Below are 26,086 nucleotides of genomic sequence, written 5' to 3' on the forward strand. Positions count from 1 at the left end.
ATTAGGTATACTGTTTACCAAATTTATCTTTAACCTTCACAAGCACTTGCTTAATATCTTGCTCTTTAGATTTTGGGTAAATTAACAAAACATCTTCTTTATCTACAATAATATAATCACTAAGACCATCAACAACAACAATTTTACCTTTTGCAGTTCTAATCATATTGCCTTCAGCATCTTGGCTAAGTACACGACCATTTACCACAGCAGTATTGTCTTCATCTTTATCTAATTTATCATAAAGCGATCCCCATGTACCTAAATCATTCCAATCAAAAGTAGCTGGTAAAACATAAATACTTTTCGATTGTTCTAAAATAGCATAATCAATAGAAATATTTTCGGCATTAGGATAATTCTCATTAATGAAATCCTGTTCTGTTGACGTATTATATACACTAATTCCCTTTTCAAATAAAGCGTATTGCGTTGGTTGAAAATTCTTAAAAGCATCTACAATAGTCTTAACACTCCACATAAAAATACCAGCATTCCAAAGAAAATTTCCTTGTGCTAAGAATTCTTTTGCAGTCTCATAATCAGGTTTTTCTCTAAACTGATCTACTTTTTTTAGGCCAGCAACTGGACTATCCTTTTTAAATTCTATATATCCAAAACCCGTATTTGGAAAAGTTGGTTTTATACCCAAAGTACATAAAACATCTTCTTTCTCACACTTATCAAAACACATTTGAACATCCTCAGCGAACGCCGCTTCATCTTCTATCCAATGATCACTAGGCGCAACAATCATTACTGCATTAGGATTCTTCTTTTGAATTTTTAAAGCAGCATATAAAATACAAGGTGCTGTATTACGCATAGCTGGTTCTAAAACTACTTGATCTTGTTTTACTAAAGGTAATTGCCCCAAAACCAAATCGTTATAACGTTCATTGGTTAAAATGAGGATGTTTTCCTTTGGAACAAATTTATTTAATCGCTTAAATGTTTTTTGGATTAAGGTATCTCCAGTACCCAACATATCGTGAAATTGTTTTGGGTTTTCAGTGGTACTAATTGGCCAAAAACGAGATCCTACTCCTCCAGCCATTAAAACGGCATAATAATTATTGTTCATTTATTTAATCTTTTATTAGTTCTACTTCTGCATTGGGTTGAAACAAATATGATTTTCCTGTTGTCAACTCCATACATTCGTAGCGTTTAACTTTTTTATTTCCTTTTTTAAAAATTCTACCATTATGAATTCGGAAAATACTCCCATAAGGTATTTCAAAAACGTAAGATTTTTCTTTAAATTGTGCGTCAAACTCTTTTAAAGCTATTGATAGCTTAGCATCTGTATCACTACTTGCACTCGGATTTCTAAAATGATTTGCTACCAAAGGCAAAACTTTATTTGGAAATACTTCAGGGTGAATAAATGGCAACATTAAATATTGAAAGGTTCGTTTCCACTCTATCCCATGTGGCTTTATTTTTCTACCATATTTTTCAAAAGCTACCAAGTGTGCAATTTCATGCACCAAAGTTATTAAAAAGCGGTATTTATTTAATGATGCATTTACCGTAATTTTATGTGAGCCATCGGGCAATCTCCTATAATCTCCATGCCTTGTAACGCGCTGATTTACAATTTTTAGATTAACACTGTTTACCTTGATCAATTCAATACATGTTTCTATTGAACGCTCTGGAAGGTATTTTTCTAGTGTCTTACGCATGTAGCAAAAATAGAAATGAATTGCGAATTACAAATTAATTATTTCTCTTTAATTTATGGCGTACTACTACTAACCTGAAGTAGTTTACCATTATAAAACTTATGACCTGTTAGCGCAAAATCTTTAATATAACTCGCCATCTCCAATGCTGTATTTGGCGCTTTATATCCTGGAAAAGCCTCTTCGAGCATTTCAGTCTGTACGGCACCAAGAGCCAACACGTTAAAAGAAGGACCAGTTTCTTTAAATTCTTCCGCCCATAATTCCGTTAATGTTATTACTGCAGCCTTACTGGAACTGTATGCTGCCAACCCTGGAAATTTCATACTTCCCTGAACACCACCCATAGAACTTATGGTAACCACATGCCCATTCTTTGGCATTTTTGGTAAAACAACCTTTGTAATACTTGCAACTCCAAACACATTTACGTTATAAACCTCTTGAAATTCTTTCTCAGAAATTTCTAGAAATGGTTTGTTCAATAACTTCCCTGCATTATTAATGAGAATATCAACTTGATGCCAAGTAGAAGATATAAAATCAGAAACAATATCAAGATCTTTTTGAGAAGATATATCAAAAGGAAATGTTGTAATATTTTGATGATTAAGAGCTAGAATAGGTGCGTCATTCCTAGACAAGGCCAACACTTGATGACCTTCATCAGCAAAAAGTTTTGCCATTTCAAAACCTATACCTCTACTAGAACCTGTTATTATAATATTAGCCATAGCTAGTTATACTTTATTTCTTGTGTTGGAGCATCGGCTATGCCTTCAATAATAGCGATTAAATCGTTTACCAACTCTGCCATGTGACTAAAATTCATTAATTCAGCTTCATCATCAACACCGTGATAATGATCAAAATTTGTAAAATCGAATGTGCTAAATGTTTGTGAAGGCACATTAAAAGTATTATGAAATGGGTAATTGTCGGAACGCATAAACAAACTAAACTCTTTAGCTTTTGGTAAAAACCCAGCAAAATTTTCATTAGCATACTCATTTACAACTTCCGCTAGATTTGATTTTTCATATCCAGTTAGGTACATTTTATAATCTTTGTCAACTAACGGAACTCCTGTCATTTCAAAATTTAGCATGGTGTATAGATTAAAATTCTGAGCCTTTAATTTTTCTGCTAAATGCTTAGATCCTAAAAGTCCTTTTTCTTCAGCGCTAAACAATGCAAATAGTAAAGTTCTTTTATTTGTTTTTGCATTTCCAAAATACCGTGCTAATTCTAAAACAGTACTTGTGCCTGTAGCATTATCATTAGCTCCGTTGGCTATATCATCGGCAGGATTACCAGCAACTCTACCAATATGATCGTAATGTGCTCCAATAATTATGTACTCATTTTTAAGTTTTGGGTCATTACCTTCTACCATTCCTACGATATTATAAGCAGTTTCAGGGAAGTTCGTAAGCGTATCTTTATACGAAACAAAATACGGTTGGATATTATTATTCTTAAATATTTTTTCTATAAAACTTGCTGCTTTAGCTATACCCTCACTACCAGTATCTCTACCTTGTAATTCATCGGATGCTAAGAAATTCATTAAATCTCCCATTCTCTTCTCGTTAGAAAATCCGTTTAATTTCTCATCTGCTACGGCATCTTCATCACCGACAGCAACTTCTTTAGTTGCACTAACACTTGTTTTTACAGGTGTGGTCTCCTCTGAATTTATGGGTTTAGATTTAGTACTACCACAACTAATTAATACTATTAATAAAAAACTACTTATTAGGGTTTTCATAAATTAAAATTTTAGATTTTAAAGATAAAAAAAGCATCCTAATTACTTAGAATGCTTTTAGATATATTAAAATATATTTTATACTAAGCCAGCATTGTAACTGGATTCTCAATATAAGATCTTAATGTTTGTAAAAATTCTGCTGCTGTAGCTCCATCTACCGTTCTATGGTCACAAGCCAAAGTAAGTTTCATAGTACTACCAACAACTATTTGACCATTCTTAACAACTGGCTTTTCTATAATTGCTCCTACAGATAAGATAGCTGAATTAGGCTGATTAATAATAGAGGTAAAACTTTCTATGCCAAACATTCCTAAGTTAGAAACTGTGAAAGTACTTCCTTCCATTTCGGCTGGTGTTAATTTCTTATTTCTAGCTTTACCTGCTAAATCTCTTACAGAAGCACCAATTTGAGATAATCCCATTTGATCTGTAAATTTCAACACAGGCACCACTAAACCATCTTCTACTGCAACCGCAACACCTACACTAATATGATGATTATAACGTGTAGTATCTCCGTTCCATGTAGTATTTACTTGTGGGTGTTTTTTAAGTGCCATAGCACATGCCTTTACCACCATATCATTAAATGATACTTTAGTATCTGGCAAGTTGTTTATTTGCGCTCTTGATGCTTTCGCATCATCCATAGAAACCTCAATGGTTAAATAGTAATGAGGAGCTGTAAATTTAGATTCTCCAAGACGCTTGGCAATAACCTTACGCATTTGGTTGTTTTTAACCTCTTCAAAACTTTCTTCACCAACAGGAAGATTTAATGGCGCAACATTTGCTTGAGCTGTAGCATTATTTACAACTGGAGCCGAAGCACTTGCCGCTTTTGAAGGCACAAAATTCTCTACATCTTTCTTAACGATTCTTCCGTTATCTCCAGAGCCAGTTACATTTGCAAGATTTACACCTTTTTCTGAGGCTATTTTTTTAGCCAATGGAGAAGCAAAAATTCGCTGTCCATCATTAGCACTTACTGTAGTAACTGCTTCTGCTTTATTTTCTGTAGATTTTTTTTCTGTAGCTGTAGTCTCTGTTGCAGGCGCGCTTGCTTTTTTGGTCGCAGGCTTACCCTTTAAAACACTATCCACATCAGTACCTTCTGGTCCAATAACGGCTAATACAGCATCTACAGGAGAAGACTCTCCTTCTTGTATACCTATATATAACAAAGTACCTGAGTAAAAAGATTCAAACTCCATAGTCGCCTTATCGGTTTCTATTTCCGCTAAGATATCTCCCTCTTCAACTTTATCACCTACTTTTTTTAGCCAAGTTGCTACGGTACCTTCTTCCATGGTATCGCTTAAACGCGGCATTTTTATCACCTCTACACCTTCTGGTATTTCTGTAGCTCCTTCTGAATCTTCACTTGATTCTTGTTTTGGAGCAACTTCTTCTTCTTTTGCTGGAGCAACCACAGCCGCTGGAGCCGAACCTCCATTCAACAATCCAGAAATATCTTCACCTTCTTCGCCAATTATAGCTAAAAGAGTATCAACTGGAGCACCATCACCTTCTTGAATTCCAATATGAAGCAACGTACCTTCATTGAAAGACTCAAATTCCATAGTTGCTTTATCTGTTTCAATTTCAGCTAAAATATCACCTTCTTCAACTTTATCTCCTACTTTTTTTAACCACTTAGCTACCGTACCTTCTTCCATGGTATCACTAAGTCTCGGCATATTTATTACTACTGCCATGTACCTATAATTTATGTTGTAAAAATGGATAATTCTCTTGCTCGTAAACCATATCATATAATTGGTTTACTGGTGGGAAATCAGATTCTTCTGCGAATTTCTCACATTCAGAAACTAGGTTTTTAACTCTTTTATCTATTGCTTTGATTTCCTCGTCTGTAGCGTATTTCTTTTCCTTAATTACATCTAAAACTTGTGTAATTGGATCTATTTTCTTGTATTCTTCTACTTCTTCTTTTGTTCTGTAATGCTGTGCATCTGACATTGAGTGACCTCTATAACGGTATGTTTTCATTTCTAAGAAAGTAGGTCCTCCTCCACTTCTTGCTCTTTCAATGGCTTTACTCATTTCTTTCGCAACCGTAACTGGATCCATACCATCAACTGGTCCGCAAGGCATTTCGTAACCCAAACCAAGTTTCCAAATATCTGTAGAATATGATGTTCTTGCCACAGATGTACCCATAGCATAGCCGTTATTTTCACAAACAAAAACAACTGGCAATTGCCATAACATTGCTAAATTGAATGTTTCATGCAAAGAACCTTGTCTAACCGCACCATCACCCATATAACATAGGGTAACCGCATCATTCTTTTTATATTTATCAGCAAAAGCCAAACCAGCACCTAATGGAATTTGACCTCCAACAATTCCATGACCACCATAAAAACGGTGTTCTTTAGAGAAGATGTGCATAGAACCACCCATCCCTTTTGAAGTTCCTGTAACTTTACCAAACAATTCCGCCATAACTTTTCTAGGATCAACACCCATTCCAATAGGCTGAACGTGATTTCTATACGCAGTTATCATTTTATCTTTGGTAAGATCCATTGCATGAAGTGCTCCTGCTAAAACTGCCTCTTGACCATTGTAAAGGTGCAAGAACCCTCTAACTTTTTGTTGAATATAAACAGCCGCTAGTTTGTCCTCGAATTTTCTCCAGAACAACATATCTTCATACCATTTTAGGTAGACCTCTTTTGTGATTTTTTCCATCAAATACGTATTTTTATAAAACTAAGATACTCCCATCCAACTTTAGGAGAAAAAAATTGAGAAGCAAAAATACACATATAAATCAATAGGGGAAAAAAATTAAACAAAAAGCGTTGCCCCAATTAAAAAATACACGAATACTATCTCAAAAGTGAGAATTCTTTAAAATTTACTTTATAAAATAAGATTCTTCTATTCTAAAAAGGAATTACTAAAAGCTAATGGCAATATATCTGCTAAGGACTTAATTTTAATTACCTCACCCTTCTCACCCATAAGTAAAATAGCAATAGCTGATTTCTGCTTTTGCTCATATTCTATCATCGACTGCCGACAATTACCGCATGGTGCTGCAGGCTCTTCTACCACATAGTTTTTTGATGTTGCTGTTATAGCAACTGCCTTTATAGCAATACCTGGATATTTTGCCCCAGCCTGAAATATAGCAACGCGCTCTGCACATAACCCTGATGGATAAGATGCATTTTCTTGATTATTGCCAATAACAACCTCTCCGTTTGCTAGCAAAACGGCAGCACCAACATGAAAATTAGAATAAGGCGCATATGCATTTGCTCTTGCAGCTATTGCTTGATTCATTAGACTAGAATCGGTTGCATCTAAATCCTGTAAAGAGGGATATACGGTGTAATCAATGGTAATTTTATGCTTTTTCAATATATTCTTGTTATGATAAAATAATTTTACGAAAGATAATAAATTTAATTTCCTGCACTAGGCTAAATTGGATATGTTTAAAACAAAAAAAATCCAAACTAAAACACGAATTCTAGTTTGGATTTTAAAATATGCTAAACATTTTTAATCGTTGATAAACTCTTCTCCTAAATTAAAGGTAAGAGAAAAACGCAAAGTATTTTCTAATGGGTTTTGAATTTTTGAAGATGAGAATAAATAGGATAAATCTATCTGTGTTGCTTTGAACTTAAAGCCTGCTCCTAAAGAGAAAAATTTTCTTGATCCCTTTTCTTCACTCTCATTAAAATAACCCGTTCTAATCATAAAAGATTCTTGGTATGCATACTCAGCTCCAAGTGCCCAAGTTATTTCTTTTAATTCTTCAGAAAAACCGTCAGGGGCATCTCCAAAAGATTTAAACACGCCTTGCAAGAAACCTATTTCTTGGTATTCAGCATTATCATCACCATTTACCACACCATCATTATTAAAATCTTGAGGCGTTGGTACTAACAACTTATTAAATTCAGAGTTTATACTTAGTCTGTTATCCATATCTAATATAAAGTCAAAACCTGCACCAAACTTTAAATTTGTTGGCAAAAAGTTTTCTTGTCCACCTTCATCATAGGTGATTTTATTACCTAAGTTTGAAAGGTTAAAACCTGCTCTCCAACGACCATCAAAGTTATTATAAGCAATTTCTCTAGAACGATAAAAACCTGCTACATCTACAGCAAATGCATTTGCTGCTTGAGTATCTGCAGAACCGGTCTGATCAGGAAATTTTAAATTAGAACTGATAAAGCGTCCGGCAACAGCCATAGAAAATGTTTCACTTAACTTTAATGAATACGAACCATCTATTGCTAACTCGTTAGGTTTAACTGTTGTACCAGGATCATTGGCAAATTGTCTTAATTCTATTTCACCTAAAGTAAAATATCTTAAACTTAATGCAAATGCACTTTGGTCATTTATTTTATTATAGAAATTAGCATTTAATAATGCAATATCTGTAATTATACTTTCTAAATAAGGAGTGTAACTAACACCTATACCCATTTTATGCTCTGCGAATGCAAATTTTGCAGGGTTCCATTGTTGAGAAAAGGCATCAACCGAAGTTGCCACACCTATGTCCGCCATTCCAGATGCACGTGCATCCGCAGCAATAGTCAAGAAAGGAACTCCAGTAGTTATTACCCGATCATTTGGATCTTGAGCAGTTAACTTTGCAATACTTAATAATAGTGTAACTAATAGTACTTTTTTCATCTTACATTTTCTAAACTTAAATATTTATCTAAACTTTTTAGGAGCAACAAATAAATATAAATGAAATTATATTATTAGTGTAACGCTTGTTTTAATAAAAACTTATTCAATGTAAGAAAAAAAACAGCTTTTTTTTATCAGGTTATATAATAGGGTTTATTCAACATTAGCATTTACAACAATTGTAGTGTAAATATTACAAATGAAAATAAAAAGAAAAGCCTTGAATACTAATACGATTTTAACTGCGTTATTACCTTAAGTATTGCCTTTTTGGCTAGACTGGTAAAAAAACTTTAAAAATTTTAGTTCAAATAAAATATTCTAAAGAAAACATCGTTCTTAAAGCCAAAAGCAATAATTGCAAACCAAAATAAATAGATTTACTAAACTACTTAATTGTAGTTATTTTATTGAACTCAAGTCCTAATTATGAAAAAACAATTCATCAAAGTTGTACTCTCTTGCGCTGTTATAGCGGGTGGTTTTAGTAGTTGTAAAAATTCTTCTTCTTCAAAAAACACCTCCAGAGCTACAGGTTGGAAAATAAATGCGAAAGAAGGTGGTTTTCAACACAACACAGACTTTAAAGAGCAAGAAACCGCTCCTGGTTTAGTGTTTATTGAAGGTGGTACTTTTACTAAAGGTAAAGTACAAGACGATGTTATGCATGATTGGAACAATACTCCTACGCAACAACACGTACAATCTTTCTATATGGATGAAACCGAGGTAACCAATGCTATGTATTTAGAATACTTGGATTATCTAAAAAGTGTTTACCCTCCGGAAGACCCAAGATATGCAAATATTTATACTGGTGCTTTACCAGATACATTGGTATGGAGAAATCGTTTAGGGTTTAATGAAACTATGACTAACAACTATTTACGTCATCCAGCATATGCAGAATATCCTGTTGTTGGTGTAAACTGGATTCAAGCTGTGCAATTCGCAGAATGGAGAACAGACAGAGTTAATGAAATTATGCTTGAAAGAGAAGGATATCTTTCTAAAGAAGCTAAATACAAAGTTGTTAACGGAGAAATTGAAGGGACTTTTAGTACTGAAGCTTATCTAAACAGACCAGAATCTGTTTATAATGGTCAAATAGATTCATTACAAGGTAAAATGAAGAAAGATTCTATTTCTAATTTTGCATCAAGAAGCACTGGAGTTATATTACCTGAATATAGACTACCAACTGAAACTGAATGGGAATATGCTGCACAGGCTCAAGTTGGTTCTAGAGAATATAATAACTATAGAGGAAGAAAAAAATATCCTTGGGAAGGTGATTATACCAGAAATGGGCAAAGAGTTGGTCGTGGAGATCAATTAGCAAACTTTAAACAAGGTAAAGGTGATTACGGCGGAATCGCAGGATGGTCTGATGATGGTGCAGATATTACAGCTCAAGTAAAATCATACAAACCAAATGATTTAGGTTTATATGATATGGCAGGTAACGTTGCAGAATGGGTTGCAGATGTTTATAGACCAATTGTTGATGATGAAGTAAGTGATTTCAATTATTACAGAGGAAACGTTTACATGAAAACCGCAATAGGTGAAGATGGAAAAGTAAATGTAATTAGAGATTCTATTGTGTATGACACACTACCAAACGGAAAAGTTGTAGCTGTAAATTTACCAGGCGAATTAAAAATGGTTCCTGTTGACGAACAAGAAACTTACCTAAGAACAAACTTCTCTTCTAGTGATAATAGAGGTTATAGAGATGGTGAGCCTGGATCTTCAAGATTTTATGACAGATTTAGCGATGGTGAAGAAGAAAATCAAAAGAAAATGTACAATTCACCTAAACATAAAGTTGAACGTGATTCTCTAGGTGAAGTATCTCGTCAGTATGACAAGTCTAACTACAGAACAACTTTAATAAATGATGAAGTTAGAGTTTACAAAGGTGGTTCTTGGAGAGATAGAGCATATTGGTTAGATCCAGCACAACGTAGATATTTACCACAATATATGGCTACAGATTATATCGGCTTTAGATGTGCAATGTCAAGAGTTGGTTCTAAATCAAAAACAAAAAACAAAACGGTAAGAAGTAAAAAAGCAAGATAAAAGCTTATACAAGCAAAATTATTAAAAGTCCTGATACAAGCATCAGGACTTTTTTTATACCTTAGTTTTATGAAATTAGAAAAGCTTTACGAACTGTTTTTACAGTTTCCTGTTGTTTGTACAGACACCCGTAAAATCACAACCAATTGCATATTTTTTGCACTTAAAGGAGATAATTTTAATGGTAACACTTTTGCTAAAAAAGCTATAGAAAATGGTGCTGCCTATGCCATTATTGATGAAAAAGAATATCAAACCAATGACCAAACCATATTGGTTAATGATGTTTTAGAAACTTTACAAAAACTAGCCAATCACCATCGCAAACAATCTAGCGCTAAAATTATTAGCTTAACCGGAAGTAATGGCAAAACCACAACCAAAGAATTAATAAATTCTGTTTTATCAACATCTTATAAAACAATTGCAACAGTTGGTAACCTCAACAACCATATTGGCGTTCCTTTAACGCTACTTTCTATAAAAAAGGACACAGAGATTGCCATTGTTGAAATGGGAGCAAACCATCAAAAAGAAATAGAATTTTTAAGTAAAATTGCAGAACCTGATTACGGCTATATCACAAATTTTGGCAAAGCACATCTTGAAGGTTTTGGCGGTGTAGAAGGAGTTATTAAAGGAAAAAGTGAGCTTTATGATTTTCTAATTGGTCACAATAAACATATATTCTTTAATGCTGATGATGCCATTCAATTATCAAAGTTAAATAGTTACATCAATAAATATGGCTTTAGTCAAACGAACGAGAAGTACTATAAAATAATACTACTTTCCGCTAATCCATTTGTTACTATTCAAGTAGAAGATATAGAAATTACCACTAAATTAGTTGGTACCTATAACTTTATCAATTGCTGTGCTGCAATTATCATGGGCAAATATTTTAATGTTACGCTCGCCAATGTAAAAAAAGGAATTGAAAGCTATATTCCATCCAATAATCGCTCACAGATAATAGAAAAAAATGGACATCGGATTATTTTAGATGCCTATAATGCCAACCCTAGTAGTATGAAGGTTGCATTGGAAAACTTTGCTAACTTAGAAGCCGAGCAAAAAATAGTTTTTTTGGGTGATATGTTTGAGTTAGGATCCTCTGCAAAAAAAGAGCATCAAGAAATTGCCGATTTAGCTTCTTCAATGAAGTTTAATAACACAATACTCGTTGGTAAAAACTTTTCAGCTACAAATACTAAAGAAAAGACCTTTGAAATATTTGATGACTTATCTAGTTATTTAAAAAATACATCGCTTTCTAAAAGCGCTATTTTAATCAAAGGATCAAGAGGAATGGCATTGGAGCGCATATTAGATTTACTATAAATTTCAAATAATTAAGGCTAAAAATAGTTTATAGCTTTGGTTTCAACCACAAATAACCAATACCCAATAAAAAAGTAATATAAAACCAAACTAAAGGTAGCTGCTTTAATCTTTTCACTTTTGGACTTTCAATTAACTTTTGAGATCCAAAATAGTTGAGATTTGCTTTTGTTTTAAGATGGTTCCGTAATGTTACTCGCTGCAAACTATCAAAAACAAAATAATTGAATACAGAAGTACTGTCGCTTTTAATTTTAAGCTGATTCCACCCCGTAGTTCTTGGATAACTCACTCCCTCCCATTTAGATTTAACATGTATATCTTGCAGCAAAGGAATTTCACTTTTATAATTATTAAAAACGCTCGGGTTTTCGTCAGAATTGTATAACTCAAAATTAAAAGGCTCGTTTACTCCCGGATATGCAGTTGTTGCCTCCCATGTAGAATTCGCTAAATTTTTCTTTGCAATGGCTTCAATTAAATTGGTCCATATATTATTATAGGTACTTTTTTCTCCTTTTAAAACAAGCTCATACGTATCAGCTAAATTGGTTGTAGCGACTTTACCTAACCCAATAAATTTTGTAGCTCCAATTTTCACTTCTGAATGTAAAAATATTGGAAGCACATTTGATGATTTCTCAAAATCATACGGCAGTTTATCTAATATAATGGAAGAATTTTGATCCAGATTTATTTTAGTTTTGGCATCATATTGAAACTTAAAAAATGATTTGCTTTCCGGCAATTTAAAATATGTAGCATTAGGCTGTATAAATAATCCTAGGCCAGTTTCTCCAATGGCTTTATCCAAACTATTCTTTGAAGTCGACGAAAGACTTTGAAAAGCATCAACATCCATAATTACTGCATCAAATTGTTGCAAAACATCCGAAGTAAATCCGAAAATAGGTGTTTTAAGTGTATTGTAATATTCAAATTTATAACGCTCTTTGGTTAATTGATTGCGAACAATTAGTTCATGACCTCTGCTTAACAAAAAGTTTTTTAAATATTTTGATTCGAAGGTTGGGTACGTATTAATAATTAAGAATCTCAAAGCGCTTTTTTCAGATACCACAACGGGCAATGGTTCCTTTAAAAAAACATTCCCTGCAACATCTTTTTCAATTAAATTATAAACTAAGTTACCTGTTACTTTTAATTCACTTTTTAAGCTAAAATTTTGAAACATTTCATTTTTAAACCTTAAACTATCCAATGCATTACCGCCTGGATCTGTTAAAATTAGAAAATTGCCCATTTTAGGATTTCTATATTCTCCATTCACTACAATATCTTCACCAACTAATGCAGTTTTAGAATACTGTAATTTTGTAAGTCCGTCTTGTGGTGGCGCGGGTAAATAAGTGGTTGGCAAGCTATCAAATTGCCATAAATCATAGGATGCAACACCATAACCAAGTATAACTGCCGATTTTAAAGAATCTAAAGTTTGATGTATATTCTTTTGAGTATTATAATCCATCACAATTATTTCCTTGTTATTAGCTTTTAAACTATCTAACAATTCTGATTGAAAACCATCAGTAAGAATTACTCCTTGCCCTTCAGAAATGTCTTTTTCATATGCTGGTTTTAATGCAATACACATTAAACTTAAAATTGTAATAAATGAAACAAGCACACGCAACCATAAACCATCTTTATTCGGCCATTCCTTCCAAATAAAAATGATCCACAGCAATAGCGCAGCACCAATAATAATTGGATAAAAATTATGATTAATAAATACTATTGCACTATTCATAACCCGTAAGTTTATTTAAGAACAATGAGTTTATTTCATTTTTAAAGTCTTGCTTTGACCCAGGTTGTTTTTCTGTTTCGGGCAATAATGCTAATAATACTTTTTGAATAGCGTTATACTCCGATTTGGAGTGCATCTTATTTTCAGATATTGTTTTTATCTTTTGTAGCGTAGTCAAATATTTTCCTGGTTCTTCTATGGCCTTTAGTGCCAGTTCGTTTCCTGCCATTTGAAACAAAATGGCATCTGATTTTTCATAGTTGCCATTTGTATTTATAAATTCATCTAGTCTAACTATAGCTCTTCTAATGTTTACAAATTCTTGTTCAAACGAGTTGGATGCTGTTTTCTGGTAATTTTTTATGCCTTTTATATCTCCAGTAAGCCTTTTATCTTCTTTAATTGGTGGCGGATCAAAACCAATACGATGCACATAAATTCGGGCACTATTTTTAATCTCTTGAATTAATTTTAACGCTTGATATTGGTAGGGTAGTGATTTTTCAGGATTATATAAGCGCAAATGTAGTTCTGCGTCCCACATGATGTTCAACGCTTTTCTAAGCTTTGTTTTTAGCGATTCTTCAAACAAAGCTGCCTCTTCTGGATCGGAATGATTATGAATATAATCGTGCAATGGATCTTCTTTTTCTTCAGCTTTCTCAGGAACCAAATGTTGCTCATTAGCACCATCATGATCGTGCGTGTATTTTTCCAAAGGATCATCATCTTCATGATTTTCCGATTCTTGATCATGCTCCTCTTCATTTTCCATTTCATTTGGCGCAACATCCATTTCGGATTCATCACCCATAAACTGGCCATATTTTAACCGAAGTGCTTTTTGATCAAAGCCAAGTTCATTACTCTTAAATTTAAAATCTTCCTTGGTTAGTTTAGATCGCTCTTTAATTAATTTTTCTGTATCAATTATCAATTGGCGTTGACTCCTAAAATAATCTGGCATTTGGTCTACTCCCAAAGCACCTTCTACTGCAAATAAATTAGTACTGGTATCTTTAATAACCGCAAAAAATGTTTCACTCCTGCTTCTGTTTGGTTTCGGTTGTTTTTGATCAAAGACTTCTACATAAAAATAGAGTTCATCGCCCATTTCCATTTTTAAATCATTCAGCCTAATTTTTTTACCTAATTGAAGCTGCTTTGCACCTTTTTTAATTTCATTATTAAAACTAATTTTCTCTTCTCTAAACTTTACTGATTCTCCCGTTCCTTTGCTTACGGTTGCAATAATATAAGCGTCGTCTATTCCATAATCATCAATAAGGCTTGTAGTAAATTGTATTTGATTATCTTGCCCAAAATCGAAGTATGAATATTGTGGAATACCAGAGATTTCAACTTTCGGAGCTTCATCTTCCACAGCTTCTATCGAATATAAATCAGACAAATATGTATTACGGTTTAGATCTTTAAAACGAAAATTATAAATCCCCGATTCCATTACTTGTAATTTAATATAGTAGCTATCTTCTGTTAATTCAAGAGGCTGAGTTTTACCATTTAACTCCATGATCACTTCTGACACCTTTTTATCAAAAGATAATTCCCAAGAAACCGATGAATTTACTAATGCTTTAACATTAGGGTTCTCTGTGGTAATTTTAGCAACTCTGGCATAATTAGGAGCTGCAATAGTTATTTTTTGACTTGATAATTCTGGTTTTAAAACAGCGTTTTTGAAAACTGAATCTATTGGCGTGAAAATAATTTTACTTTTTTCTTTCGCATTTAATAATGGATTAGAAAAACCTTTGAACACATTAGTTTTATAACCTAAACCACCAATTATAATAAGTAAACATGATACAAGTAATGCTCGTCTTATAGTATTAGGAGGAGTTAAAGTTTGTAGTTTTGATTTAATTTCTTGAGAAACTTTATATTGCTGCAACTTTGACAAGCTGGTTAATTCTTGATCAGAAACTAAAAGAAGTCCACTACTATAGGTTGCCTCTTTTAAATTCGCATCTATAAAACCAACTGTTTTATTAATATCCTTTGTCCATGGTTGTTTTATAAAAGTTACAATTACAGCGACGACCAAGGCACTAATTATAGCTAGCACACTATTTAAAAAAACACCATAAAGTAGTGCAAAAACTCCAATTGCATAGATCAAAACCTCAGCATACAAAATAAGTTGCCAACGGTATTTAAATTTATATAATAGCTCTTTACCCAACCCCATTATTGCTTTCTATATTTAGCGATTACACGTTCCAAAATCATAAAAAACAATAAAGCCATCCAAAACCATTTAGAAATATCCAATGTTGCTAGACGCGTATCTGAACTCTTTTTACTCAATCTATTTGCAGTAATTTCACTTGTAGCGAATTGTCTTTGGTCAGCCCTTTTAATTTGGTCTTTTAACTCCGAGTCTAGTTCTAAAATTTTCAACAAGGCTTCAATTAAATTTCCATCAATACTATTTTCTATATTTAAATGAGAAGTTAGTTGAAACCTATTGTTATATTTTGTTTCCTGAATAAGTCCATCTGCAAATTTATCTTCATTAAACACCAATATTCGTTTGGCATTATTGGGTATATCAGTTTCGCTAAACCAAACTACTAAATCATATTTTGAAAGGTCTTGGCCAGCTGTTTTTTCTATTTCACTTACTATAAATGGTCTATTTAGATATTCTTCAAGAACTTGAAAAGATGTAGTTATAAATGACTTATTCATCTTTAAGCTATCCGTAAAATTTAGCAATATTTCTATAGGCTCTTGCTTACTAATTGCCAACTTTTTCGATGTTGTATTACCTAATAGCGTTACACTATCTCTGGCATTATTGAATTGCACAGTACTATTGTTAGCCAGAATATTTTCTTTAATAATAGCTGTTCTGTTCTTGCTCGTTAAAACGGATCGCAACTCTAAATTTTCACTTTTCTGTATTACTTGAAGCGGCAACTTTAATGTATTAACTGAATCCATCTGAATCCAACGAATTGGTTTAAAAATCTCAGGTCTTTTACCTTTAAAATCTTGTAGAAAGGCATGTGACAAAACAACAATACTGTCTGAATCTAGTGAATTCATTTCCGAAATTAACTGCCAATAATTAGTCGCATGATTTTTAGAATTAAAAATTGCATCATCTTTCCAAACTGGTAAATTTATGGTCAAAATTCTAATTTCTGTAGTATCGTTAGGTTCTGAAACTATTTTGGCTATCGTTTCGGTGTTTAGCAATATTGGATCTACAATATAAGTGATTGATATGTTTTTTGATTTGGATTGCCATTGCGGCTCTGATAGAATAATTGCAAGAATAGAAATGATGAACATTCTTAAAAAAAGAAGCCACAATTCATTCAATTTTAGACGACTGGATTGTTTAGAATCGGAAGGGGTTAAAAATTTAACACTTCCTATTTTAATAATTTTAGCCTCCTTTTTACTCCATAAATGAATAGCAATGGGAACTAATAGTCCCAATAATGTCCATAAATAAAAAGGATTACCAAACGTCATTATCGTAATTTTTTACGCTCCTTTAAAAATACTTGAAGTGTTTCTCCAATCGGTGCATCCATACGGATTACATGATAATCTATCTGGTTTGAAAGTAGAAACTCCTTAATTTCACTAATCCGTTTATCCATTAAAGTAACGTATTGTTCTTTAGCATGTTTGGTATCAACTTTCACTTTTAATCCAGATTCTAAATCTTCGAACGTAACATCACCTTTAAAATCAAAATCCATTTCTGCACTTCCCATAATTTGCAGTACTACAACTTCATTTCGAGTAGTTTTTGTGTTTTTGATAAAAGTGGAAATTTCACTTTCAACCTCATACATATCAGTAATAATAAAAATCAATTCCTTAGCCCCTCTGCTTGCCATTTTAGTAGCATTCAAAAGCTTTTCGGGCCACTTTCCAGACGAAGTAATTTTTAATAACTCTAATAGCAGCCTATTGTATTGCTTTTTACTCGCCTTAGGATATACTGAAAGAATATTATTATCATTTATAGCAAATAATCCAACGGAATCGCCTTGATTTTGTGCTAAATAAGCTAAGCTAGCCACTAAAACTCTTGCGAATTCTCTTTTACTTAAATCTTCCTTTTCTTTAAATTTCATTGAGGCACTAGCATCCACAACAAACTTTACTGTAACTTGACTTTCAATTTCTGATTGTTTTATATAATACCTACCAGAACGAGCTAGCATTTTCCAATCCATTAATCGTAAATCATCACCGGGATTGTATGCTCTATATTGACTAAATTCCATTCCCGAACCAACACTTCTACTCTTTTGTAGTCCAGTTAAATATCCATCAACCACTATCCTTGAAATTAAGGATAAGCCAGAAACCGTGTTTATAATTTCTGGTTTTAATAATTGACGATAATCTTGTTTCATCCCTGTGAACCTTTAAGCTTTATTGCGTTTAAAATATTTAGAGCTACCGCATCTGAAGTAATCCCCTCGGCTTCTGCTCTAAAATTTACAATTATTCTATGTCGCAGCACTGGCAATGCAACTTGCTTAATATCTTCTAAAGTAACAGCCAATCTGCCTGCTAAAAGCGCGTTTGCTTTAGCGGTTAATATCATAGCTTGTCCAGCTCGTGGTCCAGCTCCCCAATCAACCCAATCTTTCACATAAACATTTGATGTGGTTTCTGGCCTTGTTGCACGTATTACATCGCTTACATATGCTATTAATCCGTCGCTGATTGATACTTCTCGTACCAATTGTTGCAACCGAATAATATCATCCCCAGAAATAACCTTTAGTAGCGTTTGTTTTTTACTTCCGGTTGTAGCTTTCAAAATGGCAGTTTCTTCTACTTCGGTTGGATATCCTATTTTTATATACAAAAGAAAACGATCTTGCTGCGCCTCTGGCAACACAAAAGTTCCCGATTGTTCAATTGGGTTTTGAGTGGCTAAGATAAAAAAGGGCTTATCTAAAGCGTAGGTTTTATCACCATAGGTGACTTCAAATTCTTGCATTGCCTCTAATAATGCAGCCTGCGTTTTTGGTGGTGTTCTGTTTATCTCATCAGCCAATATGATGTTAGAAAAAATGGGCCCTTTATTGAATTTGAAAAACTTTTTACCTGTAGAATGGTCTTCTTCCAGTATTTCTGTACCTATAATATCAGACGGCATTAAATCTGGCGTAAACTGAATACGTTTAAATTTTAGATCAATAGCATTAGCTAAAGTTCTTATCATTAAAGTCTTTGCCAAACCGGGGACACCTTCTAATAAGGCATGCCCACCTGCAAGAAAGGTAATAAGTAATTGAGATACCGTTTCTTCTTGCCCTATAATAACTTTAGCAATCTCTTTTTTTAAAGCCTCAAGCTTATTAGAAAGCATAGTAACTTCCTCTTCTATTAGTTGTAATTCTTTATTCATATGCTATTTTTTAAGAGGTTAAGGCATACAAAACTATATTAACCCCAAAGCGTGTATTATCAATTTTATACCAACGTTTGTTCCTAAAATCATAATCCCATTCGCAACCATAATCCTTATTGCTGTACAAAACTCCAATTCTTCCGTCTATTTCAATGGCTTTTAAATAGTCATGTACTAAATCATCTCCCCAACCATTTAATTCTTGCGATGTAGTCGGCGGACCATCTTCAAAATTGAAAAATATAGAATAAATTTCGTGATTATTTGGTATTTTCTTTAGCTGATCTGCACCAAAAATCTCCTCCATTTGTTGCTCAAAAGATTTTGCAAATAATCCATCTATATCATGATTGCAATCGTCTGCAAAAACAAATCCTCCGTTGCGCACATAATTTTCAAAATTCTCCCGCTCTTTTTTAGTGAATTGCACCAATTTGTGTCCTGAAATATAACAAAACGGACTTTTGAAGATATCATCACTTGCCAGTGTAATAATCTTTTCTTGTGTGTCTACTTTTAATGTAGTGTATTCTACTAATGAATTTAAAAGATTTGATGGCATGCGTTGGTCTACATCCCAATCTCCAGATTCATATTGTAATCTAGTAAAGAAAAACTCGTTGCTCAATGCGTTGGAAACTTTTTTAGATTGATGATTTATTTCGTAAATAAAAAACTGGCTATCATGAAAAAATCATAAATAACCAGCTTATAATTATTTTACCGATTATACTGCATCGGACAAACTCGTGAAAGTAAAGTCACGAATCTTCATATAAGGAATTAAATTACCATCTATTCTAACTTGTTTACCAAGAGTTTCTAGGTTATTCAACATAATAATTGGACTTTCATTAAATCTGAAATTCTTAACAGGATATTTAATTTGTCCGTTTTCAATATAAAAAGTTCCATCGCGTGTAAGTCCTGTATACAATAAGGTTTGCGGGTCTACGCTACGTATATACCATAAACGTGTTACTAAAATACCCTTTTTGGTGCTTTTAATTAAATCCTCAAGACTAGCGTCTCCTCCTGCCATAATTCCGTTAGATGGAAATGGCACTGGATCTAGTCCTTTTTTATCTGCCCAAAAACGGCTATAGGCTAAGTTTTTTACAACTCCATTTTCAATAAACATTCTTTTTTGCAAAGGTTGGCCTTCTCCATTCCACGTTGCAGTTGGCACATCAGGGTGCAAAGGATCTGTCCAAATCGTTACACGCTCATCAACTATTTTCTGACCTAATTTATTCGCACCATCTGGTGCAGACATAAAACTTCTACCTTCATCTGCCGAACGCGCATCAAAAGATCTAAACATGTTTTGTAATAAATCAGATGCCGCTGCCGGTTCTAAAATAACTGTATATTTACCTGGCTCTATAGCTTTTGCCTCTCTTGACATTACCGCTTTATCAATAGCCACTCTTGATGCTTCTGCTGCATCAAATTTTGAAATATCATTAAAATCTCGAGAAACCCATCCGGAACCTGTTCCATCATTGGTTCTCATTGTAACTGTAAAATCAGTATTGGTAGATCGGTTATATGCAAACAAACCTTTGGAATTCATCATTGCACTGAAACTATCAGAATCATTAAAATATCCTGCTGCCGTTACGTCTTTTGCTGCCGCTGGATCAATGCTACTTTTTGCAACTTCCGCTCTATATTCTGGAGAAACATTTGATGTTGCTTCATTAAAACTAATAGATTCATCATAAGTTTGCGGCCCTAACGGCTCCATAAACTCAGGATTTTCTGGAGATAGCTTTGCCAATTCTTCGGCTCTGCGGACCACTTTTTCTAAGGATGCATCATCAAACTCATCAATAGTAGCTGTTCCAGATTTTTTTCCGTAACTGGATTGAACCACTAGCGTTTGATTGGAACTGTAACCAGATGTGGAAACAGAATTTCTTGCATATCTAATATTACCGCTATTGCTTCCTGTTAAATTAATTTCACAGGTATCGGCTTTAGAAAAACTCAACGCTTTTTCTAGTATTTTTTTTGCTTCTTCTTTTGTATATATTGCCATCTTAATAACTTTTTAAAGGAAGACCCATTAAATGGTTCTACCAGTGTTAATTACATTTACATCATTAAATCTAGCGGTAGAACTACCATGAGAGACTGCACTAACTTGTGAAGGCTGCCCTTTACCATCGAAAAATGATCCGAACAAGCGATAATCACTCTCATCACATATTTTTACACATGAATTCCAAAACTCTTGTGTATTAGATTGGTAAGCTACATCATCTAACATTCCCACAATTTTTCCGTCTTTAATTTCATAAAAAACAGTACCACCAAATTGAAAATTGTAACGTTGTTGATCGATTGAGTAAGAACCACGACCGGCAATATAAATTCCTTTTTTTACATCTTTTATCATTTGCTCTATAGAGTACTTTTCCTTACCAGGTTCTAAAGAAACATTAGGCATACGCTGAAACTGAACATCGTCCCAACTTTGCGCATAACAACATCCGTGAGATTCGTTCTGATCTATCATATGCACTTGATCTCTTATTGCTTGGTAATTTTTCAATACTCCATTACGAACTAAATCCCACTTTTTAGTTTTTACACCTTCATCATCAAATCCAACAGCACCTAAAGAACCTACTTGAGTTTTATCAGCCACTAAATTGACAATATCACTACCGTATTTGAAATCGCCAGATTTCCATTTATCTAAAGTTGCAAAACTGGTTCCAGCGTAATTAGCTTCATAACCTAATACACGGTCCAATTCTAATGGATGCCCAACGGATTCATGAATTGTTAAACCTAAATGATTTGGTTCTAGTACTAAATCATATTTACCCGCATCAACTGATTTGGCAGTTAACTTTTCCTTAGCTTGTTGTGCAGCTAGTGTAGCATCTTCTATAATGTCATAACTATTTCTATACAATTTCATACCAGCAGGCCCTTCTAGCTTTTCTGATGCTACTCCATCCATATATTCATAGCCCATACCCATTGGCGCACTCATGGCTTCTCTAGTTTTAAATTTACCAGCGGTACGATCTACTGCAGTTACACCAAAAGTTGGCCAAATACGATGAATATCTTGATCTATATAAGAACCATCCGTAGAGGCAAAGTATTTTTGTTCATTTACCATAAACAGTGCGGAATTCACAAAATTAGCACCGTTTGCCATGGCAGCAGCATTTGCGCTCAATAGCAAATCTACTTTTTCTGATACTGGTACATCTTTAAAATTTTTAACAATTGGTGTCTTCCAAGAAACCTCTCCTACTCCAGTAACAGGAGCAAGAACTACAGGTTCTTTCTGAATTTTTGAATTAGCTTTTGCGATGGCAACAGCTTTTTCTGTTGCTTTCTTTATACCTTCATCAGTAACATTATTCGTTGATGAAAAGCCCCAAGTTCCATTAGCAATTACACGAATACCAATTCCAAAAGATTCGGTATTCACAACATTTTGAACTTTATCTTCTCTTGTAAATACATATTGATTTAAATATCTACCAATTCTAGCGTCGGCATAGGTTGCCCCTAATGATTTTGCAGTATTAAGAGCTACATCTGCCAATTGTTTTTTTAGCAGTGTATCCATACCTGGTTCTAAAAGTGCCTCCGCCGGAATATTATTCCCTAGTAGCAGAGAAGGCATTAATAAAGCTCCAGCTCCCATACCTGCGTATTGCATAAAATCTCTTCTTTTCATAAAATGCTGTTTATCAAGTTAGTCTCGGATTAAAAATTTAGCAAATCGCTAATCAGATTATACAAAAGTTAAAATCCTGAATAACGCATACTTTTTCAATTACTCTTAAAAGTAAATAGTAGTTGACTAAAATTATGTTAAGATTAACATAAAACATCTAAAAAAGATAGATTTTTTAACAAAACCAGCTTAGCTTCAATAATTCTCAAAAAACCTTACTTAAAATACAGTTCTACACAATAGTTACTAAAGGAATACCTATTATCCAATAGCAATCGTTAAAGAAAATCTTAAAACTGATTAACTAAAATATGACAACTTTTTGTTAAAACTTAGAATGAATAGTAATGGCTTTTGCTAAATCTGATTTATAATTTTCAATCTGAGCATCACTTAAATTATAGATCAATTTAAATTTCTCCAAAGCCACTTCCATATATTGCTTAACACTATCAATATTAAAATACATCCTACCTGTTCTTCTAATGAAAAAATCTTCAGGTGTTACTATCATCTCATTATAAATACAAAATTCAAGCTCCGAAAGTATCATACGCTCTGCATTCGTTTCTCCTGGCATTGTGCTGTATATTTTTAATATTGCTTCGGTTTGTTTGCCATAAGTAGTTACCAAATACCAGGCTTCATGTTCATCGAAAAAATCTTCTTTAAGTCTATGGTTAATTTTTTCTATGTACTTTTTTACTTCTTTGTATTTTTTCCACGGTCCACCGACTAGAGGAATTTCATTGGTAAACACTTTTTTAAATGTAACTTTAGATTCATTTTCTAATTTCTTCTGAAGCTTATCCACTACTCTTTCTGCCATTTTGCGATAGCCCGTAAGTTTTCCACCAGCCATACTTAATAATCCAGAGTCAGATAAGAAGATTTCGTCTTTTCTAGATAATTCAGATGGCGATTTCCCTTCTTCATGAATTAATGGTCTTAAACCTGCCCAAGAAGACACAATATCTTTACGCTCTAAATGAACACTAGGAAACATATTATTTATAGCATTCAGTAAATAGTCCGCATCTTCAACTGTAGTCCGCACATCATCTTTAGACAAGGTGTAGTTGGTGTCAGTTGTACCCGCATAGGTTACCTTTCCTCTAGGAATTGCAAACATCATACGTCCATCAGGAATATCGAAATAAACAGATTGCTTTAAAGGGAGTTTCTCTTTAGGAAATACCAAATGCACCCCTTTTGTTAAATGCAATTCTTTGCCTTGCTTAGAATGGTCAACTTCTCTTAAAGTATCGACCCAAGGTCCCCCGGCATTGATCACGAATTTAGAATTAATCTGATAAGATTCTCCAGTCACCACGTCAGTTACAGCAACTCCTGAAACTTGCTCGTCACGATCGTACATAAAATCATCAACCTTGGTATAACTAATTGGTATACCTCCATATTTTAAAGCTGTTTTTATATTTTCTAGTGTTAATCGAGCATCATCAGTTCTATATTCGGCATAATACCCAGAACCCTTTAAAATATGCTCTGGCAAAAGAGGCTCCAACTTTAGAGTTTCCTCTTTATTCATCATCTTGCGCTTATCTTCTTCTACTACATTTGCAAGAATATCATAAACTTTGAGTCCAAATGAAGTCATCCACTCACCATAAGATCCATTCTCGATAAGTGGTAAAAGCATTTTTTCAGGAATAACTAAATGCGGTGCAATTTTATGAACAATAGCTCTTTCAGTTCCAACCTCTTTCACTAAACTCAGCTCAAATTGTTTTAAATAGCGTAATCCACCATGAATAAGTTTTGAAGATTTACTGCTAGTTCCAGAGGCAAAATCGCCTTTTTCAATAAGAGCAACTTTCATTCCTCGAGAAGAAGCATCTAGTAAAATTCCTGCTCCAGTTATTCCTCCTCCAACAATTACTAAATCAAAAGTGTTTTCTTTTAATTTATTAATGATGTTATTTCTATTCAGGTACGTGAAATCTTCTTTTTTCATAATTTGATATTACTTATAAAAATAGTGAATCATTTCCCTAAACAAGCACAAGAATAAATCCTTTTTATGATTTCAAAGATTTATTTATAATCTTAGAAATTATATTTAGTAAAGAAAATCTTAAGCTGCAGAACTAAGAATAATATATTCAGAGCTTAATCTTATGGATTGGTGAAGTATACTGAGACAATGAAAATAAAAAAACCCTTCAATTTCTTGAAGGGTTTTAATTTCTGTGGGCCTTGTAGGATTCGAACCTACGACCCCCTGCTTGTAAGGCAGGTGCTCTAAACCAACTGAGCTAAAAGCCCGAAACGTTAACATTGTTTCGTTAAGCGAGTGCAAATATAGAATAGTTTTTCATTTCCCAAAAGAAAAAAATAATAATTTTTAAACTATTTCTGCAACAACAAAAGTACTCCCGCCTATATATATAAAATCTGAAGCTTTAGCCTGTTTTAAAGCAGCATTAAGTGCTTTATTTACAGATGAATATGCTTTTCCTTCCAATCCATGTTCTTTTGCTTCACTTTTTAGAGTTTCGGCATTTAATCCTCTATCTATCGCTGGAGAACAAAAATAATAATTCGCATTTTTAGGGCAGAGTGGAAAAATAGCTTTTAAATCCTTCCCTTTTACAAAACCTAAAACAATATGCAGATTTTCAAATTTTTGCTTCTGAACTTGATTCATTGTTACACGCAACCCTTCAGCATTGTGTGCTGTATCGCAAACTACTTTAGGGTTTTCTGCTAACACTTGCCACCTACCTAACAATCCAGTATTTTCAGTAACACGGAGTAATCCTGTTTTAATATGCTCCACATTAACGTGAAACCCCTTTAATACAGAAAACACTCCTAATACTCCTTTTAAATTTTTAGATTGATAATCTCCTAACAAAGATGTTGAATAGGATTCTTTTATTTCTTGATCTGCGAACAGGATTGAAGCCTTTTTATTTTCTGAAATTGTTTTAAAAACGCTCTTCGTTTCATCTTGCGACTCGCTTATCACTACAGGAACGTTTTCCTTAATAATTCCTGCTTTTTCTATGGCAATTTTTTCAAGTGTATCACCAAGAAAATCTACATGATCAAAGCCAATATTGGTTATTAAAGAAACTTCAGGTACTATAATATTTGTAGAATCCAATCTTCCTCCCAATCCTACTTCAATAATAGCAATATCAACATTTTTGTTGGCAAAATAATCAAATGCCATTCCCACTGTCATTTCGAAAAATGACAGTTTATTTTCTTTTAAATATTGACTATGATTTTCAATAAAATTAACAACCAATTTTTTACTTATTGGCTTTCCGTTAATCTTTATGCGTTCGCGAAAATCTTTTAAATGTGGCGAAGTGTATAAACCAACCTTGTACCCTGCTTCTTGCAAAACAGAAGCTAGCATATGACTACTAGAACCTTTACCATTGGTGCCAGCAACATGAATACTTTTGAATTTTTTTTCTGGATTTTTAAGATAGACTGAAAAGTCAATAATAGACTCTAATTTACCAGAGTGCGCGGAAGCACCTTTCTGTTGATACATCGGAAGTTGAGCGTACATCCAACTCAAAACCTCTTTATAAGTCATGGA

General features: G+C 33.5%; 20 protein-coding genes and 1 tRNA gene. 2 read left to right on the forward strand and 19 right to left on the reverse strand.

The genetic code is table 11. The features are described from left to right. Position 1: 1 nt before the first annotated feature. The 8 genes from B8963_RS11345 to porV all read right to left on the reverse strand — a co-directional run bounded on the left by B8963_RS11345 (position 2) and on the right by porV (position 8,166). Positions 2–1,084, reverse strand: a complete 1,083-nt coding sequence (locus tag B8963_RS11345; protein ID WP_084061634.1) for a mannose-1-phosphate guanylyltransferase — start codon at positions 1,082–1,084, stop codon at positions 2–4. 4 nt (positions 1,085–1,088) lie between these two features. Next, a complete protein-coding gene (locus tag B8963_RS11350; protein WP_084061635.1) occupies positions 1,089–1,691 on the reverse strand; it encodes a SprT-like domain-containing protein in 603 nt (200 codons plus the stop codon). Between the two features lie 53 nt (positions 1,692–1,744). Then, positions 1,745–2,425, reverse strand: coding sequence for an SDR family NAD(P)-dependent oxidoreductase (locus B8963_RS11355; RefSeq protein WP_084061636.1), 681 nt, complete (start codon positions 2,423–2,425; stop codon positions 1,745–1,747). A gap of 2 nt (positions 2,426–2,427) precedes the next feature. Further along, entirely contained in the window at positions 2,428–3,462 is a 1,035-nt protein-coding gene (locus B8963_RS11360) for a M28 family metallopeptidase (RefSeq protein WP_084061637.1), read from the reverse strand. A gap of 83 nt (positions 3,463–3,545) precedes the next feature. Beyond that, a complete protein-coding gene (locus B8963_RS11365) occupies positions 3,546–5,186 on the reverse strand; it encodes a pyruvate dehydrogenase complex dihydrolipoamide acetyltransferase (RefSeq protein WP_084061638.1) in 1,641 nt (546 codons plus the stop codon). Between the two features lie 4 nt (positions 5,187–5,190). After that, positions 5,191–6,189: a pyruvate dehydrogenase (acetyl-transferring) E1 component subunit alpha gene (gene pdhA, locus B8963_RS11370; protein ID WP_084061639.1), complete on the reverse strand. Its 999-nt coding sequence runs from the start codon at positions 6,187–6,189 to the stop codon at positions 5,191–5,193. A 192-nt stretch (positions 6,190–6,381) separates the two neighbouring features. Then, entirely contained in the window at positions 6,382–6,867 is a 486-nt protein-coding gene (cdd, locus tag B8963_RS11375; protein WP_084061640.1) for a cytidine deaminase, read from the reverse strand. Between the two features lie 144 nt (positions 6,868–7,011). Next, complete coding sequence (porV, locus tag B8963_RS11380; RefSeq protein ID WP_084061641.1) at positions 7,012–8,166, reverse strand: type IX secretion system outer membrane channel protein PorV; 1,155 nt, start codon at positions 8,164–8,166, stop codon at positions 7,012–7,014. Between the two features lie 432 nt (positions 8,167–8,598). Between porV and gldJ the strand changes: the two genes are divergently transcribed. Beyond that, positions 8,599–10,257, forward strand: coding sequence for a gliding motility lipoprotein GldJ (gldJ, locus tag B8963_RS11385; protein ID WP_084061642.1), 1,659 nt, complete (start codon positions 8,599–8,601; stop codon positions 10,255–10,257). A gap of 69 nt (positions 10,258–10,326) precedes the next feature. Continuing rightward, positions 10,327–11,601, forward strand: a complete 1,275-nt coding sequence (locus B8963_RS11390; RefSeq protein ID WP_084061643.1) for a UDP-N-acetylmuramoyl-tripeptide--D-alanyl-D-alanine ligase — start codon at positions 10,327–10,329, stop codon at positions 11,599–11,601. Positions 11,602–11,629: 28 nt separating this feature from the next. Here B8963_RS11390 and B8963_RS11395 read toward each other — a convergent pair whose 3' ends face one another. From B8963_RS11395 to B8963_RS11445, 11 genes are all read right to left on the reverse strand, one after another. After that, a complete protein-coding gene (locus B8963_RS11395; RefSeq protein ID WP_084061644.1) occupies positions 11,630–13,372 on the reverse strand; it encodes a hypothetical protein in 1,743 nt (580 codons plus the stop codon). Further along, the gene (locus B8963_RS11400; RefSeq protein ID WP_084061645.1) at positions 13,365–15,584 is read right to left on the reverse strand and encodes a DUF4175 family protein; all 2,220 of its coding nucleotides are present in this window, start codon (positions 15,582–15,584) and stop codon (positions 13,365–13,367) included. The genes B8963_RS11395 and B8963_RS11400 overlap by 8 nt, the downstream gene beginning before the upstream one ends. Continuing rightward, complete coding sequence (locus B8963_RS11405) at positions 15,584–16,882, reverse strand: BatA domain-containing protein (protein WP_084061646.1); 1,299 nt, start codon at positions 16,880–16,882, stop codon at positions 15,584–15,586. Before B8963_RS11405 ends, B8963_RS11400 begins: the two co-directional genes overlap by 1 nt. Next, entirely contained in the window at positions 16,882–17,781 is a 900-nt protein-coding gene (locus B8963_RS11410) for a DUF58 domain-containing protein (protein WP_084061647.1), read from the reverse strand. Before B8963_RS11410 ends, B8963_RS11405 begins: the two co-directional genes overlap by 1 nt. Then, complete coding sequence (locus B8963_RS11415) at positions 17,778–18,788, reverse strand: AAA family ATPase (RefSeq protein ID WP_084061648.1); 1,011 nt, start codon at positions 18,786–18,788, stop codon at positions 17,778–17,780. Before B8963_RS11415 ends, B8963_RS11410 begins: the two co-directional genes overlap by 4 nt. Positions 18,789–18,798: 10 nt before the next feature. Further along, positions 18,799–19,419 carry a DUF4159 domain-containing protein gene (locus tag B8963_RS11420; RefSeq protein WP_084061649.1) on the reverse strand — a complete coding sequence of 207 codons (621 nt, stop codon included), beginning with the start codon at positions 19,417–19,419 and terminating at the stop codon, positions 18,799–18,801. A 99-nt stretch (positions 19,420–19,518) separates the two neighbouring features. Then, a complete protein-coding gene (locus B8963_RS11425) occupies positions 19,519–20,835 on the reverse strand; it encodes a TldD/PmbA family protein (RefSeq protein ID WP_084061650.1) in 1,317 nt (438 codons plus the stop codon). A gap of 27 nt (positions 20,836–20,862) precedes the next feature. Further along, positions 20,863–22,503 carry a TldD/PmbA family protein gene (locus B8963_RS11430; RefSeq protein ID WP_084061651.1) on the reverse strand — a complete coding sequence of 547 codons (1,641 nt, stop codon included), beginning with the start codon at positions 22,501–22,503 and terminating at the stop codon, positions 20,863–20,865. A gap of 325 nt (positions 22,504–22,828) precedes the next feature. Continuing rightward, a complete protein-coding gene (locus B8963_RS11435) occupies positions 22,829–24,481 on the reverse strand; it encodes a glycerol-3-phosphate dehydrogenase/oxidase (RefSeq protein ID WP_084061652.1) in 1,653 nt (550 codons plus the stop codon). Positions 24,482–24,717: 236 nt separating this feature from the next. Further along, positions 24,718–24,792 (reverse strand) — tRNA-Val (locus tag B8963_RS11440). A gap of 79 nt (positions 24,793–24,871) precedes the next feature. Beyond that, positions 24,872–26,083: a bifunctional folylpolyglutamate synthase/dihydrofolate synthase gene (locus B8963_RS11445; protein WP_084061653.1), complete on the reverse strand. Its 1,212-nt coding sequence runs from the start codon at positions 26,081–26,083 to the stop codon at positions 24,872–24,874. Positions 26,084–26,086 lie beyond the last annotated feature (3 nt).

The organism is Cellulophaga tyrosinoxydans, from assembly GCF_900176415.1.
GTDB classification, from domain to species: Bacteria; Bacteroidota; Bacteroidia; order Flavobacteriales; family Flavobacteriaceae; genus Cellulophaga; species Cellulophaga tyrosinoxydans.